We start from the raw sequence: 19,752 nt of genomic DNA, 5'->3' as shown, positions 1-19,752 counted from the left end.
CATCGAGGTGCACACGTTTTTTATAACCATTCGAGAATCGCTGATAGGACTTCGTCCAATTGTTCTTTCGATGTGAGCGGACTTTCCTGATCTCCTTTTTGTGGACCATACATTCCGAAGTTTGCATGATTCCCGCCTTCAATTTGTACGAATTGGCTATCTTCAGGGAGGTCGCTTCGACTCGCCTCGATGTCTTCTGGGACAGCCAATCCATCCAATTCACCAGAAATCGATAGTACACGTAAGTCGCTATCGACCATCGAACTGATCGGATACGAAGCGAGGAAAATGACACCCTCTACCAATTCTTGATGCTCCAGTGCATACCCCGATGCCGCCGAACCTCCGAGTGAATGACCGGCCACGATCCAGCGTTCAATCTCCGGATGTGCTTCGATGATTGGAGCTGCCGCATCGATATCTAAAATACCTAAATTGAGACGAAGCGACGGAATGGCGACAAAGACACCCTCTTCCGCTAATCGTGTTCCGTAATAGGCATACGCCTCTTTCTCGACTTTCGCCCCTGGATAAAGAATGACACCGACCTCACTCGTCGTATCTCCAAACTCGAGACGGTTGTCGACCACTTTCCCCTCTTCGGCATACTGTGTCGCTTCATCGGTCGGTCCATACGTGAACTGTGTCCAAATCAAAAAGCCTGCTACCGCGACAACAAGCAATCCTACGATTGAGAGTGCGGCCCACTTGAAGAATTTCTTCATTATATAGCCTCCATTTGCATCCACTTCCTCATAACGTTACACTAATAAGAAAAAGCATGATCAGGGGGACACCATGACCAGAAGTAATGTAACCACGACGATTCAGTGGTTTATTTTTATTTTAGCTACAAATATTGTACCACCACTCTCCATCGCCGCCTTGTTTGAACTTTCGCCAGATGAGACGATGACCTTCATATCCCGCTCACTCTTCATCTTCGCACTCTTTAGCATCATCCAGACGTTGCTCGGACATCGCCTCCCGATACTTGAAGGACCCGCCGGCATTTGGTGGGGCGTCTTCACCTTATACGCATCCATCGGACCCGCCTTATACGGAAGTCAACAAGAGACGTTGCAGGCACTTGGATTTATGTTGTTCTTAAGCGGAATCCTCGGTGTGCTATTGACCGTCACCGGTATCTTAAGACGCATGCTTGCCCTGTTTACACCTCAAGTACTCGGCGTCTATATGATTTTGCTCGTCCTTCAATTATCAGGGGCCGTCATTAAAGGTGGCTTCGGTGTGACGGAAGACGGAATCAACATCGTCCAAGCCGTCGCGACGGCTGGTCTCGTCTTGTTCGCACTCACGCTCGAACAAAGTCGCTTTAAACAATACGGACTCGTCATGACGCTTTTCGTCGGGTTCGGATTATTCCACTTGCTCGACCTCGGAAATCCAATCGTCCGCTCGGAATCGTTCTTCCTCGTCCCGGAACTTCTTCCATTCGGAAACTGGGTATGGGATTGGAACTTGTTACCGACGGCTTTCGTCATCACCTTGCTTCTCATGACGAACGTCCTCGCGAACATCAAGTTGATCGAACGCATTGTCAGCTCTCGTGAAAAACGAGAAGTGAAAGGAAACGTTCCCGCGTCTGGTGTCGCCAGTGGGGTCAGTCAAATCGTGGCCGGTCTGTTCGGGACACCGGGTCCTGTCGCGATCTCCGGGACGGCCGGATTCCTCTCTTCGACGGAGAGCGTCCAGCGCGCCCCTCATTTGATTGCCCACGCCCTCATGATGGGATTAGCACTCATCGGACCATTCGTCTCGTTGATTGCGAGCATCCCGGCTGCTGTCGGCTATGCAATCGTGACACCACTTATCGCGACGATGATCATCATCGGAATCAATGAGGCCGCCTTCGAATTAAAACAATCGACGGCTTCCCTTACGGTCGGTCTCCCGCTCGTCATCGGTGCCGGGGCGATGCTCTTGCCTCCAGGTTCGATGAATGATTTGCCACCGCTCCTTGCGACCGTCTTCTCAAACGGACTCGTCCTCGGAACGATCGTCGCTTTGACGACAGCTATCTTAAGTAAAATCAAGGATTAAAAAAAGAACTGACCAATATCGGTCAGTTTTTTTCACGTACATGCATATGGTAACGGGCATCGTGCGGTAACACGGCACCTTCTTCTTGTTCGAAATGCGCACGGTCTTTCCAGTATCGCACCCCCGACAACGTATCACGGTAAAGGGCACGCTGTAGCGCCTGTTTCGCCGTGACAGCTGTGCCGTCATCGTTTTTCAACTCGAGCCCCATCAACTTATAGCCAATGGTTTGTCCGCCTCGACTCATTTGGCAAGCTTCCATCGCGTATGTGAGCAGTGTCGGTGTGACGACTGCATGCATGAACTCGCTCTTCACTTTCTTTCGCACGAGTTGCTCCACGCCATAGCTGACGAGCCCTGCGATGACACTGTCAATCAAGACTGCTTTCGTTCGTTTCTTCGTCAATGAGTTCATCGGCTCATCCTCTGCATCATCCCCGACGTCAACACTTCGATCCCTTCGCCTTCTTCAGACGCCATGATCAACGCACGTGCGACATGCAGCGCTTGAATCGGTGCGACTTCTGGTGCCTTTTGCACTAACAGTGACTGGAACGGGCGACTGATGACCTCAGCCGCTTTTTCCCCGAGTCGGAATGAATCACGCTCGCCGAGTAACAAAGAAGGACGCGCGATAATGAGATGATGGAAGTTGAAGATGCGCAATCCGTTTTCAAGCTCCCCTTTTACCCGGTTGTAAAAGAAAGACGAACGTAACGATGCGCCTTGTGCCGATACGACCGCATAGCGTGTCGCACCGTGTGCCTTGGCGATACGAGCGACTTCAAGCGGCAACTCCAAATCAACTTGCTTGAACGCTTCTTGTGAGCCAGCGACCGCGATCGTCGTGCCAAGTGCACAATAGACGTCATCGATATGTGGAAGTGCCGCATCCATCTCCTCGAATCCGACGACCTCGTGTAGTTTCGGATGACTCCATCGCTTCGAGCGACGGACGACAATCCAGACCGACTCATAACGGTCACTCTCTAACAGCTGTTCTACCAATTCGCGGCCAATCAAGCCGGTCGCGCCTACGACAAGTGCAGTTTTCCCCATTCGTGACTCCTCCTAGACTACTATTTCCTTCAGTCTAGCTGACTTGTCGTTCTTCGGCAATGATCGTCGTGGGACGGAAACGGTCCATCATACGGAAGAATCCGTTTAATAGGAGCGCCGTGAACGATCCTGCCACAATGGCACTATCTGTAAACAATTGAAGCCATTCCGGCATGTTGGCGACGATTGCCGGGTTAGCGGTGATACCGAGTCCGACACCAATCGAGAGTGCGATGGTAATCAAATTCTCGTTTTTCGAAAAATCGACCTGACTCAGAATCCGAATGCCGGAAGCGGCGACCGTTCCGAACATGACGAGCATCGCTCCACCTAAAACAGGCTTTGGAATCAATGTCGTGAACGTGGCGACTTTCGGAAGGAAACCGAGCAAGATGAGTAACCCACCTGTCCAGAAGATGACACGGCGCGATTTTACACCAGACAATTGAACAAGTCCGACATTTTGACTGAACGTCGTGTACGGAAAGCTGTTGAAAATCCCTCCGAGAATCGTCGCGACGCCTTCCGCACGATACCCTTTCGTCAATTCGTTCGCACCAATCGGCTTTTTCGTGATATCGCTGAGCGCCAAGAATACACCTGTCGATTCAATCATCGAAATAATGGCGACGAGCGTCATGACGAGGATGGCAGACACATCGAATGTCGGCATCCCAAAGTAGAACGGTTGAACCATTTGGAACCATCCCGCTTCACGGACAGGACTGAAGTCCACGAGACCGAGCGAAGCAGCAACCCCCGTTCCGATGAGGACGGCAAAGAGGACAGCAGCGGCGCGTGTGAAGACAGTACCGACACGGTTCAAGATGAGAATGAGTAAAATCGTCAAACCACCTAATCCGAGATTCTGCATCGATGCGAATCCAGGCTCACCTGGCATCCCGCCACCGATGTCATTGATAGCGACCGGAATCAGTGAGAGACCGATGATCGTCACGACCGAACCGAGAACGACCGGCGGGAAGAAACGTGCGAGCTTCCCGACAAATCCCGAAATGAGGATGACGATGAGACCACTGGCAATCAAAGCGCCATAAATGGCCGTAATCCCATTTGCGCTTCCGATGGCGATCATCGGACCGACCGCCGTGAACGTACATCCGAGGACGACCGGCAATCCAACACCCGTAAAGCGTGTCGTCCATACTTGTAAAAGCGTCGCCACCCCACACATGAATAAATCAATTGCGACGAGATAAGCGAGCTCGGTCGGACCAAGCCCGATGGCACCACCGACGATGAGCGGAACGATGGCTGCTCCCGTGTACATGGCGAGCAGGTGCTGAAACCCGAGACTTGCCGTCTTAAATGTATTCATCGAACGACCTCCACGAATGAGATGTGGTCTTTCTCTAATTTCGCGATACGTGCCAACGATTCGACGCGATAACCACGCTCAATCAGTTTATCGCGCCCTGGTTGGAACGATTTTTCGATGACGATTCCAACACCTGCCACTTCTGCACCTGCCGCTTCGACGAGTTGTGTCAGTCCGAGTGCCGCTTCCCCGTTCGCGAGGAAGTCATCGATGACGAGAACGCGTTCGCCTGGTAAAACGAAGCGCCGGCTCAAGCTGATGCGGTTCGTCTCCTGTTTCGTGAACGAGTAGACATCCGCTTCGACGAGGTCGTCTTGGAGCGTCAGCGATTTCCGTTTACGCGCGAATACGAACGGGATGCCCATCTCAAGCGCTGTCATCATCGCTGGCGCAATCCCACTCGATTCGAGTGTGACGATTCGGTCGATTTGAGCGTCTTTGAAACGTTCTGCGAACTCTTTTCCGATGGCTTGCATGAGTGCGGGATCGATTTGATGATTCAAGAAAGCGTCAACTTTCAACACTTGGTCGGATAAGGCCCGACCCTCTTCACGGATTTTGTCTTCTAACTGCTTCATTGTTGTTCCCTCCATTAAAAAATGCGATTCGTCACCCCTAATCGGGAGGCAACGAACCGCATGGAAATCAACGACAGCATACGACAAGCGCCACCCGTAGTCGAACCATTTACGGTAGTTCGGTAGAGACTTGCGGACCATATTTCCGCTGATATACGAGTGCGAATCTATTTTTATAAGATAGACCTTATTGTAGACGAGCTGACGAGAAATGCAATAGGTTGGAATCAAACGGTGAAATGTTCGATTTTTCTGAAACTGCTGTATACTGTATGTATTGGATATGAGAGAGGAGCCCTGCCCTTATGAAGTTATTCGTATTAGGCGCAACCGGTCGGACCGGACATCAATTCATCGACCAAGCCATCGAGCACGGTCATGACGTCACCGCATTCGTACGTGAACAGAAAAAGTTGATTCGGACCCCACAACTTGAAATCATCGAAGGCGACTTATATGACATCGATGCGTTAACAGAAGCGATGCACGGTCATGATGCGGTCATCAGCTGTCTCGGAACGGATTTGAGCGATCCGGACTTTTTAGCGAGTGTCACGGACAAGCTTGTTCCCGCGATGAAGACGAATGGTATCTCACGCGTCGTCTATTTGGCTTCAGCCGGAATCGACAATGAGATCCCGGGACTTGCAGGGAAAGCTATTACGTTCATGCTCCGGAAACCGCTACGTGATCATCGGGCAGCCGTGGACCTATGGCGCAACTCGTCATTCGATTATACGATTGTGCGCCCGATGCAATTGACGGACGGTCCTCGCACCTCGACGTATCGTACGGCCATCGACGAGGTACCGGATAACGGGAAACACATCTCACGGGCAGATGTCGCCCAGTTCATGCTTCACGCCATCGAAGAGAATGAACATGTACGGGAGTCGGTCGGACTGGCGTACTAATTTGATTGGATTCATGCTACAATATCGGGTAGTTTACTTTGAAAGGAACGAAAACGAATTATGAGTATATTAACGGTACAAAACTTGAGCCACGGCTTTGGTGACCGCGCTATTTTGAACGATGTCTCTTTCCGCCTCTTAAAAGGGGAACACATCGGTCTCGTCGGAGCGAACGGTGAAGGAAAATCGACGTTCATGAACATCATCACACGCAAACTGCAACCGGATGAAGGGAAAATCGAATGGGCGAAAAATGTCCGTGTCGGTTACCTCGATCAACATGCGGTGCTCGAGCGCGGGATGACGATTCGCGACGTCTTGAAAGGTGCTTTCCAATACTTGATTGACATGGAGACGCGCATCGGCGAACTCTACATGGAGATGGGTGACGCGACACCTGAACAGATGGAAGACATGCTCGCTGAAGTCGGTGAACTTCAAGAGACGCTCGACTCAAATGACTTTTATATCATCGATGCGAAAGTAGAAGAAGTCGCACGCGGTCTCGGTATTTTAGATGTCGGTCTCGACCGGGACGTCACGGATTTGTCAGGTGGGCAACGTACGAAAGTATTGCTTGCGAAGTTGCTTCTCGAGAAGCCAGATATCTTGCTCCTCGATGAGCCGACCAACTATTTGGATGAAGTGCATATCGAGTGGTTGAAACGCTACCTCCAAAACTATGACAATGCCTTCATCTTGATCTCACACGATATCCCGTTCTTAAATAGCGTCATCAACTTGGTCTACCATATGGAAAACCAAGAGTTGAACCGCTACGTCGGGGACTATGACAAGTTCATGGAAGTGTACGAGATGAAACGCTCGCAACTTGAAGCCGCTTATAAGCGTCAACAAGCCGAGATTGCTGACTTGAAAGACTTCGTCGCCCGAAACAAGGCACGCGTCTCGACACGAAACATGGCGATGTCACGTCAGAAGAAACTCGATAAGATGGATGTCATCGAATTGAGTGCGGAGCGTCCGAAACCGGAATTCCGCTTCCTGCAGGCCCGCACGTCGGGACGCCTCATCTTTGATGCGAAAGGTCTCGTCATCGGATACGACGAGCCGCTCTCACGTCCGCTCGACCTTCAGATGGAGCGCGGTCAAAAGATTGCCCTCGTCGGAGCGAACGGAATCGGGAAGACGACGCTCTTAAAGAGCTTGCTTGGATTGATCAATCCGCTTGAAGGAACAGTTGAGCGCGGTGAGTTTCTTGAGATGGGTTACTTCGAACAAGAAGCGGCAACGAGCAACAACACATGTATTGAAGAGATTTGGAGCGAGTTCCCATCGCTCAACCAACAGCAAGTACGCGCGATGCTCGCGAAGTGCGGACTCATGACGAAACACATCGAAAGTAAGATCTCCGTCCTCAGTGGTGGTGAAAAAGCGAAAGTTCGTCTTTGTAAACTCCTCAACAACGAGACAAACCTTCTCTTACTCGATGAGCCGACGAACCACTTGGACGTCGACGCGAAGGAAGAGTTGAAGCGTGCGTTGAAAGAGTACAAAGGAAGTGTCCTCCTCATCAGTCACGAACCAGAATTCTATGAAGATATCGTCACAGACGTCTGGAACTGTGAGTCGTGGACAACGAAAGTATTTTAATTCAGTAAAGGACGTGTCGTATGGCGACCCCAATTCAAACGAATGAACGGATTATTTTGTATGACATTATCCGAGGGTTTGCCCTCTGCGGCATTTTCCTCGTCAATATCCCGAGTATGCTCGGGAGCGACTGGATGTTCGGTCGTCCCGATTATTATGGGAGCGACTTGTTCGTCCGCACGCTCTTTGACTTGTTCGTGCAGACGAAGTTTTATACGATTTTCTCCCTCTTATTCGGGATCGGCTTTTCGATTTTCCTCGAGCGTTCTTACGCTCGTGGCGAATCGGTCAGTCGTTACATACGCCGGATTTTGATCCTCTTCTTGTTCGGTCTCGCGCACTTGGCGATTTGGTCAGGTGATATCCTCCATACGTACGCGATGTGGGGCTTATTGCTTCCCCTTTTCTATAAGTTGAGCAACCGTGCCATTCTGACGTGGGCATGGAGCTTGTTGATCGGAAGTATCCTTCTGTTGTATGGAACTTCCGCGTTGAGTGAATGGAGCATGGGTGGAAGCTATTATGGCGGCATCCCGTTCCCTGATGTATTCAATCAAGGGTTTGGTGCCTGGTTCGATTATCGATATTCCATCGAAATCTTTAACGCCTTCTCCAACTCGTTCGTTGTCGGTTTCGAGATTCTCAGTCTATTCTTATTCGGACTGTATATCGGACGTGAACGAAAACTTCTGACGTGGCGTCTAGAAAGCTTGATGCGCACGGCCATCATTTGCGCCGTCCTCGCCCTTCCATTCTTCGGCGTGATCATTTGGCATCATTACGGTGAAGGGTATGCATACTTCTGGCTAAACTTGTTCGCCGTCTTGATTTCCGGGAAGTTACTCGCCACGACTTACGTCTGCCTGTTCACGGTAGCCGTTCGTAAAGGTCGTACGTTCGCGCCACTTCAAGCACTCGGACGGATGGCACTCACGAATTATTTGACGCATACGCTGATCGTTTTCTTACCGGTGATCGCACTTGGTGCGTATGGAGCGCTCTCTTTAACCGAAGGGTTATTCCTCAGCATCGCCATTTTGATTGTCCAGGCGTTCTTCTCGATGTGGTGGCTGAAGAATCACCGTTACGGACCGTTTGAGAAGCTATGGCGTTTAGGGACATATGGAAGACAAACGAAATCATCCTAAGATCGGACTTCATTGTCCGGTCTTTTTTAAACAAAAACTGCAGACGAATGAACGTCTGCAGTTCCGCTCGAGGCTAAGGCTTCGACTTTTTATTTTGTTGCCGCTTCAGTTAAAACCGGCACGATTTGCTTCTTACGTGAGACCACGCCTGGAAGTGTTGCCAATCCGTTTTGAAGCGTCACGTTGAACGCTTGTTCGAAGAGTTCTGGTTTTGGTCCGACGACAATCGCTTCTGAATCGTTCGTCAAAATGTTCGTGATGGCAAAGACGAACAAGTCTAAGTTTTTCGCTGCAACCGTGTTGGCGATCGCCGCTTCGACTTCCTCTTTACGGTTCAAGACATCATTCGCATCGACCGTGTTCACTTGCGCGATCTCGACACGATAGTCGCCCATTGCGAATTCTTTCGCATCGAGTGAGATGAGCTCTTCAATCGTTTTTTGGCTAAGGTCTGCACCGGCTTTGAGCATTTCAAGCCCGTATGCTTCCGCATCGACGCCAGCAATCTCAGCAAGTTCTTTCGCTGCTTTGATATCCTCATCCGTGCATGTCGGTGATTTGAAGAGAAGTGAGTCCGAGATGATAGCAGAAAGCATCAAACCGGCCATATCCGATGCGATTTCGACACCGTTCTCTTTATACAACTTCAACAAAATCGTCGCTGTACATCCGACTGGCTCGGCACGATAGTAGAGCGGGTCTGCCGTTTGGAAGTTCGCGATGCGGTGGTGATCGATGACCTCAAGAATTCGCACGTCTTCGATGCCGTCTGCACTTTGCTGGAACTCGTTGTGGTCGACTAAGATGACTTCTTCTGCCTCACCTGTTACGCTTTCAATCAAACGTGGTGCTTTCACGCGGAAGTGATCGAGTGCGTATTGCGTTTCTCCGTTCACTTCACCGAGTCGGACCGCTTCTGCGTCCATTCCTAATTTCTTTTTCAACTCGGCATAGGCGAGCGCTGATGTGATGGTATCGGTATCTGGATTTTTATGTCCGAAGACTAGTACTGTACTCATGTCTCATTCTCCTCACTAAATAGTTTTCCCTTATCCATTATAACGTCCACGGCATTTCTTTCAATTCCCCAAACAAAAAGAGCCGTGTCGGCTCTTATGATTGTTCGTCTTCATCTGTCTCTTCGAGGTCGGAATGATCTCCTTTTGAATCTTCTTCATGGGAGATATCCGGTTGATCTCGTTTCAACTTTTCTTTTTCTTCTTGTTCACGCTTTTCTTTGTCTGACATATCGTGTCATCCTTTCGAAAATCCGACTTGTCGTAATCTGTTCCCCAAGCCAGATTTCGTCAAACGACATTTCATCAAACGTAAACAAACTGAAACGTCAGGCTTGAACGAAGACGATTTCTTCTCCGCGAAGTTCGACTTTCACGTCTTGTCCTTGGAACAACCACTCATCTTGTTCCGCCACAACGAAACGAATGCCGTCTTCTTCGGTCTCAACAGCCGCATTGTTCACGTCTTCTGTGATGACTCCCACGGAGAAACCGTGCGTCAAGTCTGTCGAACCCCCGTATTTTGCAAACAAACGAACCGTTTGACCCGCTTCGACTTCCATTTCTTCTTTGAACCATTGGAGCGCTTCTTCTGTTACTTGAATCTTCATAACATTTCCTCCTCTCGACTACTTCTTTCATTCTAAACGTTTCAAAAGAGTCGAGCGAGGATGTTGCCTAAAGTGTCATTCCCGCTTGATAGCTGACGGTCATCCCGTGGATCTCTGGAATGGCTCCGTTCATTTCAGCGAGCGTCGTTTCAAACAGTTGACGACCAATCTGTTCATTCGGAGAAAGCATCGTCGACAGTCCGAATGCCCGACTAATCGGATGTCCGTCAAACCCCAGCATGGCAGCTTCCTCAGGAATTGCGACGTGCCGTCGTTGCATCTCCCCCAAAAATCCAAGAGCGACATAATCCGACGAGAAAAAGAGCGCTCGAGGACGCTCTTTTTGAGAGAGGAACGTTTCAGCTAACCGAATACCGTCCTCACTCGTCAAATAACCGGTCCAAATCCATTGCTCACGCGCATGCGCTACTTCATCGAAATAGGCTTGCTGACGCGCAAGGGAGCTCGGACTATGGCTTCTTGACAAGATGATTCCAATCTCTTCATATCCATGCTCTTGCAACACATGAATACCTGATACGAACGACGCATAATGGTCGACATGGATAGACGAAATCGTCTCCGGTGCGCCGACGGTCGCTACGGCAATCGGTCCGTACGCACGATACGTCTCCATTTCCTTAAAGGACATCTCGTGCGACAAGACGATCGCCCCATCGACTTCGCGATGCTTCAGTAAATCGAGTGCTTGTCGCTCCTCACTCAGCTTATACTCCGTCTGCCACATGACGAGTCGGTAATCGTGCTCGAGGGCCGCTTTCGCAAGCCCGTTGACGAAGAGACCGTAATACGGATGATCCATATAAGGTAAGATGACGACGACACGTTGTGTTTTCCCCGTCGACAACGTCAGCGCCTGTTGATTTCGCAAATACCCGAGTTCTTTCATCGCCGCATGGACACGGGTCCGTTTTTCCTTCGATACGTACGGATGCTCGTTCAACACGCGCGAGACCGTCGTCACCGATACATCAGCGTGCTTCGCGATATCTCGAATGTTTGCCATTCGTCCCACCTCAACTTGTCAGTCTTTGCATATAGTGTACCCACTCTGCTTGCTGACTGTCACCTCTTTCGACGACTTGACTTCGAATCGCTTGAACGAGACGGAAGCGCTCCTCTAACGGTAAGTGAAGAAACTCTTCCCGGAAACGGGTACACAACATTTTTCCAAACGGCGTATACAACTGATTGATGACGAGTTCATATACGATTCCACTGCACCAGATTTTCCACGTTTTCGGTTTCATATCGGTTCCCCTCCCTTTGTCTATACCGTATCTTCTGAAACGCGTTTCAGAGCAAGGCCTTTTTTGAAAAAAGTTTATTTCCGAACATTATTTATTCGTAACTTTCATTTTTCATGTTTTTTACTCAAAACAATTGACGGGAATCAAACATTTTTGTATAGTCATCAAGTTGATAACGTTAATTTAAACATTTTTCTCAATTAATGTTCGGAAATATACCTAAATAAGGAGTTTTATCGATGAATATTTTTCAACTGAAACAACATGGTACGAATGTTAAACAAGAAGTGACAGCCGGAATCACAACGTTCGTGACGATGGCGTATATCTCTGTCGTCAACCCGGCCATCCTATCTGATGCTGGGATTCCATTTGCTCAAGCTTTCACGGCGACGATCATTGCCATCCTCATCGGGACAGGCTTAATGGCATTTTATGCGAACTTGCCGATTGCTGTGGCACCCGGGATGGGGCTCAACGCCTTCTTCGCTTACACGCTCGTCGCCCAAGAACAAATCGCACCATCCGCCGCACTCGGCGTCGTCTTCGTCTCGTCCGTCTTCTTTTTAATCCTATCGCTTTCTCCGATTCGGACGAAATTGATTCAAGCGATCCCGACTTCGCTGAAACATGCGATCACGACCGGAATCGGTCTCTTCATCGCTTCGCTCGGATTGAAGTTATCGGGATTGATTGTCGCAGATGAGGCAAACTTGGTGCGTCTCGGTGACGTATCCTCACCCGAAGTGTTACTCGTACTCGGCGGTTTAATCGTCTCGGCACTTCTCTTCTCGAGAAATGTTCCAGGTTCTTTATTGATTGGGATGGTACTCACTGGAATCGCGGCTTACTTCATGGACATCTTACAAATCAACGGTGTCACGGCAATGCCGACACTTCCAGAAGGACTCATGGTCAACCCGGTAACAGCATTTAGTGATGTCATTCAATATGGATTATTCGGTGCCGTCCTCTCGTTCTTCCTCGTCACATTGTTCGATACAACAGGTACACTTGTCGGTGTCGGGAAACAAGCCGGTCTCTTAAAAGAAGATGGCACGATTGAAAATGGTCATCGTGCACTCTTTGCCGACTCGCTTGCCACAATGGGTGGTTCACTCGTCGGAACGAGCCCTTCGACTGCATACATCGAGTCTGCAGCCGGTGTCGCACAAGGTGGACGTACGGGTCTCACAACGGCCGTCGTCGCTGGTTTGTTCGGATTGACGCTCTTCTTCAGCCCGCTCATCGGTGCCATCTCTGGCGTTGCGGCGATCACAGCTCCTGCACTCATCATCGTCGGGGCGCTCATGTTGACGAACGTACGTTATATCGACTGGAGCGACTTTAGCGAATACTTCCCGGCCTTCATGACGATTTTGATCATGCCGCTTTCAGGAAGTATCGAACGTGGGATCGCATTCGGGTTCATCTTGTACCCGATCTTCAAAGCGATGAACAAAGAGACGGTTCACCCGCTCATCTACTTGTTCGGCGCACTCTTCATCTTGGAAATGTTTTTCCTATAATTTAGATACAAGACCCTTGTCATGTGACGAGGGTCTTTTTCTGTTATACGTAACGGAATGCTGTTTTATATCAGACTACGGATGAATTCTCATTCAGTGAGATACGTTATCAATTAGACAGGATTTTACAAATAAATCAGTTTTCCTCCCCATTTTTCTGTCACTTTCCTACGTATTATGAAATAATGACGTTGAAATCGCTATCATCAGAAGAAAGAAGGAATGGTTATGCCGAATGTAGCTTTATTCGTCACTTGTTTATCTGATACGTTGTTTCCATCCGTCGGACAAGCGACAGTCGAACTACTCGAACATTTAGGGTGTGAGGTGACCTTCCCTTTTGAACAAACGTGTTGTGGGCAACCTGCTTATAACAGCGGCTATCATGAGGAAACGAAAAAAATCGCCAAGCATATGATTGAAACGTTCGAACAAGCAGATGCGGAATATATCGTCGGACCATCGGGATCATGTGTCATGATGATGCGCGACTATCCGCATTTGTTCCAAGGTGATCCGGTATGGGGTCCTCGGGCAGAGGCACATGCCGCCAAAACGTTTGAGCTGACGCAGTTCATCGTCGATGTGCTCGAAGTCACTGATGTCGGCGCCAAATTTCCCGCCAAAGCGACCTATCATGCGTCTTGTCATATGACCCGCCTTCTCGGAATTGAAGCGGCGCCTGGAAAGTTGCTAGGAAACGTCGATGGACTGACGATGGTTCCCCTTGCGAACGTACATAACTGTTGCGGGTTCGGCGGGACGTTCTCCGTCAAGATGCCGGACGTGTCAGTGCAGATGGTGGATGAGAAAGTCGAATCGATTTTACAGTCCGGTGCAGACGTTTTGATTGGGGCAGATGCATCGTGTCTGATGAACATCGGCGGACGCCTTCATAAACAGGGACATCCGATTAAAGTGATGCATATTGCCGAAATCTTGAACGAAGGAGTGAAGCAAGCATGAGCATGGGGATTCGGTTAGATGAGAAGTTTCAGGACCGTCGCAAGGACGGGATTGAGGATGCATTCATGCGGCAAGCCGTCAGTTCAGCTCAAAACCGGCTGCGGGATGGACGGTTGGATGCTGCGGGTGAACTCGGAGACTGGGAAGCGTTCCGTGACCACTCGGAAGAGATTCGTCAACACGTGCTCGAGCATCTCGACTATTACTTGTATCAATTGAGCGAGAATGTCTCAAAACGAGGTGGGAGCGTCTTCTTCGCAGAGACGCCAGAAGAAGCGAACCGCTACATTCGGGAAGTCGTTCGTTCGAAACAAGCCAAACATGTCGTGAAATCAAAATCGATGGTCACAGAAGAGATTGGATTAAACGAGGCGCTTCAGGAAGAAGGATGTACAGTCGTCGAGTCCGACCTTGGGGAATGGATTTTGCAACTCGACGAAGACCCACCGTCTCACATCGTCGCCCCTGCCCTGCACAAAGACCGCGACGCTGTTCATGAGACGTTCACTGCTCACGGCTATACCGGTTCAAATGATCCGACCGAACTCGGGCGCTATGCACGACAAGAACTACGGAAAGACTTTTTAAAGGCAGAAGTCGGCATCACCGGCTGTAATTTTGCCATTGCAGAGAGTGGAGCCGTCGGGCTTGTGACCAATGAAGGGAATGGACGCATGGTGACGTCACTTCCTGACACGGTCATCTCTGTCATGGGGATGGAACGCGTTGTCCCTTCTTATGAAGAGTTCGAGGTACTCGTCAATATGCTTTGTCGAAGCGCGGTCGGTCAACGCCTCACGTCATACATCACAACATTCGCCGGGACGCGCGCGGTCGGCGAAGTCGATGGTCCGGAAGAATTCCATCTCGTCATCGTCGACAATAAACGTTCTGGCATTCTCGGTACACAGTTCCAATCGGTCCTGCAATGCATCCGTTGCGCGGCATGCATCAACGTCTGTCCGGTCTATCGCCATATCGGCGGGCATGCATACGGGTCAATTTATCCTGGTCCAATCGGTGCCGTGTTGGCCCCACTCCTAGATGGATACGAGAACTATAAAGAACTTCCTTATGCGTCGAGTCTTTGTGGTGCCTGTACAGAGGCATGCCCCGTGAAGATTCCGTTACACGAGCTGTTGATTGAACACCGCCGCGTCATCGTAGAGGAAAAGAAACAATCACCTTTCGTGGAACGGATTGCGATGAAAGGTTTTGCCGTCACAGCATCAAGTCCGTTCTTATTCGAAGCAGCGGAACATGTCGCACCGTTTGCGACATCACCGTTCGCCACATCCGGTCAGATCGAAAAAGGACTGCCGGCTTGGACGGACTCGAAAGACTTGCCGCAACCGAATAAACAAACTGTCCGAGATTGGTTCAAGAAACGGGGGAACGCCTGATGAATCCTGGTACAATCACAAACCGTGAAGACTTTTTACAACGCATCGCCAAACAGCTCGGGCGTGAGGTCGACCTCACCCCACCGAAACGCGAGTACAAACATCGCCCACAAGACGACGTGTTAAAAGATGCGAGCGAAGAAGAGCTACTCGAGACGTTTCGCATGGTCGCGACACGAATCCATACCGATTTGGTGGAATGTGAATCTGCGAATCTCGATGATACGCTCCGTCTCTTGATTGAACGTTACGAAGGAACACGGATCCTCGCGGAAAACGATGACCGAATTTCCGCTTGGGCTCCCTCCACGAGTGAGACGTTCGCATGGTGGGATTCGACAAAGCCGGACACGAGCCGAGAGCTCGCCGCACGTGCCGACATCGGCATCACGATCGCAGATGTAGCGTTTGCGGAAAGTGCAACAATCGTCCAATATGCGAAGCCTGGAAAATCACGGACGATCAGCCTGTTACCGCAAGACCATATTGCGATCATCCCGAAATCTGTCCTTGTCCCACGTATGACGCAAACGGCACAACAGCTTGCCGCACTCGATCGAGATGGTCTCCATTCCCCGAACGGTGTCAATTTCATCTCCGGTCCGTCGAACTCGGCCGACATCGAGATGAACCTCATCGTCGGTGTTCATGGACCTGTCCGGGTTGCCTATGTGTTGGTGCATGATCTATAAGTATAGCCCCTCCATCGATCGATGGAGGGGCTACGTTTATCCTGATACCGTGACGCTCCCGTTTGAGCTTGTTAGTTTCACTTCAATGGATCCTTCACCGAACACGCACTCTTTCGACCGTTCTCCGAACACATTGACTTTTCCATTCCGTGACTTCGCCCGAATCGTCACATCTTCCGGACGTTCATCCACGTGCAAGTCAATCTTTCCGTTGTTTGTCTTCAAACGAATCGGTGCTTGAATCGATTGAACGAGGCAGTCAATCCGGCCGTTCGACGTCTTGGCATCAATGGCTCCTGTGACATGATCAACATCGATTCGACCGTTCGAGGAATGGATGTTGATGCGCTCTAGCTGAGAGTGCTTCGCTTCAACACGACCGTTTGAGGAATGAAGCTCCCAATCGTGACCGTGACAGTCTGATGCGAGCACTTTCCCGTTCGATGTACGAAGCTCGCCATGACGTGCTTGAATATGATGTGCGGTGATTCGCCCATTCTCGCTCTCTACGAGTAAGCGTTCCGCTTGAAGATCTTGTACATCACTTGAACCGTGACGATTCTTCAATTGAATTTGATGATAGGCGTGATGAGGTAGTTCGACCCGAAGGACCGGCGCTTTCGACCCAAACCACGAAAATAAATCAGACAGACCGAAACGACGTTCGGATTCAATCCGGATTTCTAACGTGTCCCCGACGATATCCATGACTACCCCATGGTCGGTCTCTGTTTCAAGTGTCGCGTAAGCATACCCATCTTGTGATGGTGTCACGAACACCTGCGCATGTTGAACTTGAATGAGGACGCTTTGGAAAGCGACGGTCGAACTTTTGACAACTGCAGGCGGTCGTGTCGACTCCGCTACTTCAAAATCGACAGAAGCAAGTAGTTCCGATGCGAGCACGCTCGGTTCCCCTAACTCGCGCGCCATCTCTTCATCACTTCTTCCTTCTAATCGACCACTCGTGAAGTACTCAGACACATCTCGTAAAATATCGAGGCGATCTTTCACCTTCACGTTCATCAATAATTGCTCAAGCTCTGACAAGTACTGTTCTTCATTCATCTGTCGTCTCCCCCTCGGATTAAGTCATTGACGCCGTTCGTGAATACATCCCATTCCGTTCGCAACTCAGCCAAATGTGTCCGCCCTTGTTCCGTGATCTGATAGTACTTCCGTGGAGGGCCTTCTCCGGACTCCATTAAATATGTCGTGAAATAGCCCTCTATCGTCAGCCGACGCAATAATGGATAGACGGCACCTTCTGAAATCGCTACTTTAGCCGAAATCGCTTGGACGAGTTCATAGCCGTAGCGGTCTTGTTCCGCTACAAGCGCCAGCACACAAAGATTGAGTACACCCTTCTTGAATTGAGGATTCATCATCCCACCCCCTACTATACATAGAACAATAGCACATCAATCACTACTATTCAATATATAATAGTTGCCATTCCCCTGATTTCTCAATATCTAGCTTCTGAGGAGGTGAATCTGTACAATGAAAGAACGACACTCGTAGGATATTTGTCACAGTCGGAATGTTCATCATTCTAGGAAGGAACGGTCTTTATGAAGTCATGGATTGACCAGCGGATCGGAAGACAGTTTTTATTCGTCTTCTATTTATTCATCGGACTGATCCTCCTCACATCACTTGCCGTATATGTGTATACGGAAAACCAAATCGAACAGACGACGTCATCGCTCGAGAACATCAGTGAACGGCGCACAAATGCGACCGAATTGTTCGAAACATGGCAGTCGATGCAATATGAAATGCGCGGCTACGTAATCCTCGGAGACGATGCGATGCTAGAGCGCGTACAAGATAAACAAGTTTTGATTGACGAACAGACGACTTGGTTCGAACAGAACGCCGTAACCGATAAGGAAAAAACGTATGCGAGCGATGCCCGTACACTGTTTGTTGCTTATCAAGAACGCGTCATGCCGAGCCTCGAACGTTATGTAGAAGGAAAACGGGACGGAAGTGTGACCGAACCCTTTTTAAAAATGCCAACGCTCGGGAAGGTAAACCCTCAAAAAGAGCCGCCGGCAGACCGTAAATTTAAAATCAACTCGAAAAGTGCCGCAGATATGAGCGCGAGCATCGTCGATATGGAGAGCGTCTTCACGGAATATCGGAACTCACTGAACGCAGAAGAGGATGCGCTCCGTGCTCAACTTGCGACACATACGAAATGGGCACAAGCTTTATGGCTCCTCTCCTTACTCGGAGTCCTATTCATTCTCTTCATCGTCGCTCGCCCTTACGTCAGACGCTTAACGGGTCAACTTCAGGAATTGATTGAAAACAGCAAGCGCCTTGCCGGAGAGAAACAACCGGTCACGCCGGTCACCGTTCAATCTAAAAACGAGGTCGGTCAACTGACGACCTCATTCCGCCAGATGGCTTCGTCACTCACAACGCAGCGCCATCGAATCGAAGAAGAGCGTGAAAAGACAGCGCGTCTCCTTCATTCCATCCGCGATGCCGTCATCTATGTCGAGCACGCAACAAGCGAAAAAGTGGCCAACCAAGCACTCTTTGTCTTGTTTAACCAACCCATTACAAAGCGAAACGAAGTCGACTTATATCGTTTAGACGCCAGCCTTGAAGAACTTGGACTGCAGGTCGACCAAAAGGATGACTTTTTCGCGTTCATGGAGCGGTCGTTTGACGGACAGTGTAAAGAAGAGAGCGTCACGTTCTCGATGAACCAGGAAGAGCGCTTCATTCAAATGTATGCGGAGAAGATTTACTTGAGAGGAACACGCCACGGCACGATGCTCGTCTTCCGTGATGTAACCCATGAGACTGAGGTCGACCGTTTGAAAACCGAACTCGTTTCGACCGTCTCTCACGAGCTTCGTACCCCACTCACAAGTATCATCGGATTCACCGAACTTCTTCGTTTTCGACAGCTATCTCCCGAACGTTCGGAGAAATATTTGGGGATGATTCATCAAGAGACATTGCGTCTCGAAGATTTGATTTCCAACTTGCTCGATGTTCAACGGATGGAATCAGGACAACAGACGTACCACAATGAGACGGAGCGCCTATCGGACATCCTGAAACAGGCTATCGCGGTGCATCAAGGAGCAAGTCAACATCATCATATTTCGTTTGATTGTCAGGAAGACCTTTATGTATATGGAGACCGAACGCGACTCAATCAACTCTTCATGAATCTACTTCATAATGCTGTGAAGTATTCTCCTCATGGGGGAGACATCCATGTCCGTGTCGCATGTGAGCGACCGGATTGGATTGATATTTCGATTGAAGACCATGGAATCGGGATTCCTCAGACCGCACTATCGAAGTTGTTTGACAAGTTTTATCGCGTCGACAATTCCGCCAGTCGCAAAATCGGAGGCACTGGCCTTGGTCTCGCGATTTGTAAAGAGATTGCAGAAGGTCATGGCGGCACAATTCATGCCACGTCGAACATCGGTAAAGGGTCCATTTTCACCGTCAGTCTTCCAAAAATGGATGTATCGAATCAAATGAGTAGTTAAACAACAAGAGGGTGCGAT

At 49.7% G+C, this 19,752-nt stretch carries 21 protein-coding genes and 1 riboswitch; of the genes, 9 read left to right on the top strand and 12 right to left on the bottom strand.

The features are described 5' to 3' along the window. Positions 1-20 precede the first annotated feature (20 nt). Entirely contained in the window at positions 21-725 is a 705-nt protein-coding gene (locus KNO92_RS07710) for an alpha/beta hydrolase (protein ID WP_214695853.1), read from the bottom strand. Positions 726-798: 73 nt separating this feature from the next. Between KNO92_RS07710 and KNO92_RS07705 the strand changes: the two genes are divergently transcribed. Next, positions 799-2,064: a purine/pyrimidine permease gene (locus KNO92_RS07705; protein ID WP_214695851.1), complete on the top strand. Its 1,266-nt coding sequence runs from the start codon at positions 799-801 to the stop codon at positions 2,062-2,064. Positions 2,065-2,086: 22 nt separating this feature from the next. Here KNO92_RS07705 and KNO92_RS07700 read toward each other — a convergent pair whose 3' ends face one another. From KNO92_RS07700 to KNO92_RS07685, 4 genes are read right to left on the bottom strand one after another with little or no spacing between them, the layout of a single operon-like run. Next, positions 2,087-2,479: an RDD family protein gene (locus tag KNO92_RS07700; protein WP_214695849.1), complete on the bottom strand. Its 393-nt coding sequence runs from the start codon at positions 2,477-2,479 to the stop codon at positions 2,087-2,089. Further along, complete coding sequence (locus tag KNO92_RS07695; RefSeq protein ID WP_214695848.1) at positions 2,476-3,123, bottom strand: NAD(P)H-binding protein; 648 nt, start codon at positions 3,121-3,123, stop codon at positions 2,476-2,478. The genes KNO92_RS07700 and KNO92_RS07695 overlap by 4 nt, the downstream gene beginning before the upstream one ends. 34 nt (positions 3,124-3,157) lie before the next feature. Further along, the gene (locus KNO92_RS07690) at positions 3,158-4,462 is read right to left on the bottom strand and encodes a nucleobase:cation symporter-2 family protein (RefSeq protein WP_214695846.1); all 1,305 of its coding nucleotides are present in this window, start codon (positions 4,460-4,462) and stop codon (positions 3,158-3,160) included. Continuing rightward, entirely contained in the window at positions 4,459-5,040 is a 582-nt protein-coding gene (locus KNO92_RS07685) for a xanthine phosphoribosyltransferase (protein WP_214695845.1), read from the bottom strand. Before KNO92_RS07685 ends, KNO92_RS07690 begins: the two co-directional genes overlap by 4 nt. 77 nt (positions 5,041-5,117) lie before the next feature. After that, positions 5,118-5,219: riboswitch (purine riboswitch) on the bottom strand. A gap of 126 nt (positions 5,220-5,345) precedes the next feature. On the opposite strand from KNO92_RS07685, the gene KNO92_RS07680 reads away from it, so the two are divergent. Genes KNO92_RS07680 through KNO92_RS07670 form a run of 3 tightly spaced genes read left to right on the top strand, consistent with a single transcriptional unit; the run spans position 5,346 to position 8,716 of the window. Further along, the gene (locus tag KNO92_RS07680) at positions 5,346-5,954 is read left to right on the top strand and encodes an NAD(P)-dependent oxidoreductase (protein ID WP_214695843.1); all 609 of its coding nucleotides are present in this window, start codon (positions 5,346-5,348) and stop codon (positions 5,952-5,954) included. Positions 5,955-6,014: 60 nt separating this feature from the next. Continuing rightward, positions 6,015-7,568, top strand: a complete 1,554-nt coding sequence (locus tag KNO92_RS07675) for an ABC-F family ATP-binding cassette domain-containing protein (protein WP_074034179.1) — start codon at positions 6,015-6,017, stop codon at positions 7,566-7,568. Between the two features lie 20 nt (positions 7,569-7,588). Next, entirely contained in the window at positions 7,589-8,716 is a 1,128-nt protein-coding gene (locus KNO92_RS07670; RefSeq protein ID WP_214760761.1) for a DUF418 domain-containing protein, read from the top strand. An 89-nt stretch (positions 8,717-8,805) separates the two neighbouring features. On the opposite strand, the gene KNO92_RS07665 is transcribed toward KNO92_RS07670, so the two are convergent. From KNO92_RS07665 to KNO92_RS07650, 5 genes are all read right to left on the bottom strand, one after another. Then, complete coding sequence (locus KNO92_RS07665) at positions 8,806-9,735, bottom strand: manganese-dependent inorganic pyrophosphatase (RefSeq protein WP_214760759.1); 930 nt, start codon at positions 9,733-9,735, stop codon at positions 8,806-8,808. A 94-nt stretch (positions 9,736-9,829) separates the two neighbouring features. Beyond that, entirely contained in the window at positions 9,830-9,964 is a 135-nt protein-coding gene (locus tag KNO92_RS14915) for a hypothetical protein (RefSeq protein WP_256441184.1), read from the bottom strand. Positions 9,965-10,061: 97 nt separating this feature from the next. Further along, positions 10,062-10,343: a HesB/YadR/YfhF family protein gene (locus KNO92_RS07660; protein WP_074034990.1), complete on the bottom strand. Its 282-nt coding sequence runs from the start codon at positions 10,341-10,343 to the stop codon at positions 10,062-10,064. Between the two features lie 67 nt (positions 10,344-10,410). Beyond that, entirely contained in the window at positions 10,411-11,370 is a 960-nt protein-coding gene (locus KNO92_RS07655; protein WP_214760757.1) for a LacI family DNA-binding transcriptional regulator, read from the bottom strand. 10 nt (positions 11,371-11,380) lie between these two features. Continuing rightward, positions 11,381-11,614, bottom strand: coding sequence for a hypothetical protein (locus tag KNO92_RS07650; RefSeq protein ID WP_214760755.1), 234 nt, complete (start codon positions 11,612-11,614; stop codon positions 11,381-11,383). Between the two features lie 245 nt (positions 11,615-11,859). Between KNO92_RS07650 and KNO92_RS07645 the strand changes: the two genes are divergently transcribed. The 4 genes from KNO92_RS07645 to KNO92_RS07630 all read left to right on the top strand — a co-directional run bounded on the left by KNO92_RS07645 (position 11,860) and on the right by KNO92_RS07630 (position 16,204). After that, entirely contained in the window at positions 11,860-13,143 is a 1,284-nt protein-coding gene (locus KNO92_RS07645; RefSeq protein WP_214747100.1) for an NCS2 family permease, read from the top strand. Between the two features lie 228 nt (positions 13,144-13,371). Beyond that, positions 13,372-14,109, top strand: coding sequence for a (Fe-S)-binding protein (locus KNO92_RS07640; protein ID WP_214760753.1), 738 nt, complete (start codon positions 13,372-13,374; stop codon positions 14,107-14,109). Between the two features lie 2 nt (positions 14,110-14,111). Then, a complete protein-coding gene (locus KNO92_RS07635; RefSeq protein ID WP_271305986.1) occupies positions 14,112-15,512 on the top strand; it encodes a LutB/LldF family L-lactate oxidation iron-sulfur protein in 1,401 nt (466 codons plus the stop codon). Next, positions 15,512-16,204: a LutC/YkgG family protein gene (locus tag KNO92_RS07630; protein WP_214695831.1), complete on the top strand. Its 693-nt coding sequence runs from the start codon at positions 15,512-15,514 to the stop codon at positions 16,202-16,204. The genes KNO92_RS07635 and KNO92_RS07630 overlap by 1 nt, the downstream gene beginning before the upstream one ends. 36 nt (positions 16,205-16,240) lie before the next feature. On the opposite strand, the gene KNO92_RS07625 is transcribed toward KNO92_RS07630, so the two are convergent. Both KNO92_RS07625 and KNO92_RS07620 read right to left on the bottom strand, forming a co-directional pair. Further along, on the bottom strand, positions 16,241-17,272 hold the full coding sequence (locus KNO92_RS07625) for a DUF4097 family beta strand repeat-containing protein (protein ID WP_214760748.1): 1,032 nt from the start codon (positions 17,270-17,272) through the stop codon (positions 16,241-16,243). Beyond that, a complete protein-coding gene (locus KNO92_RS07620) occupies positions 17,269-17,589 on the bottom strand; it encodes a PadR family transcriptional regulator (RefSeq protein WP_214760747.1) in 321 nt (106 codons plus the stop codon). Before KNO92_RS07620 ends, KNO92_RS07625 begins: the two co-directional genes overlap by 4 nt. A 189-nt stretch (positions 17,590-17,778) precedes the next feature. On the opposite strand from KNO92_RS07620, the gene KNO92_RS07615 reads away from it, so the two are divergent. Then, complete coding sequence (locus KNO92_RS07615) at positions 17,779-19,734, top strand: ATP-binding protein (RefSeq protein WP_214760745.1); 1,956 nt, start codon at positions 17,779-17,781, stop codon at positions 19,732-19,734. Positions 19,735-19,752: the final 18 nt, after the last annotated feature.

Origin of the sequence: Exiguobacterium sp. s129 (genome assembly GCF_018617585.1) — a bacterium.
Lineage (GTDB): Bacteria > Bacillota > Bacilli > Exiguobacteriales > Exiguobacteriaceae > Exiguobacterium > Exiguobacterium aestuarii_A.
This window is presented reverse-complemented; position numbering and strand designations above follow the sequence as displayed.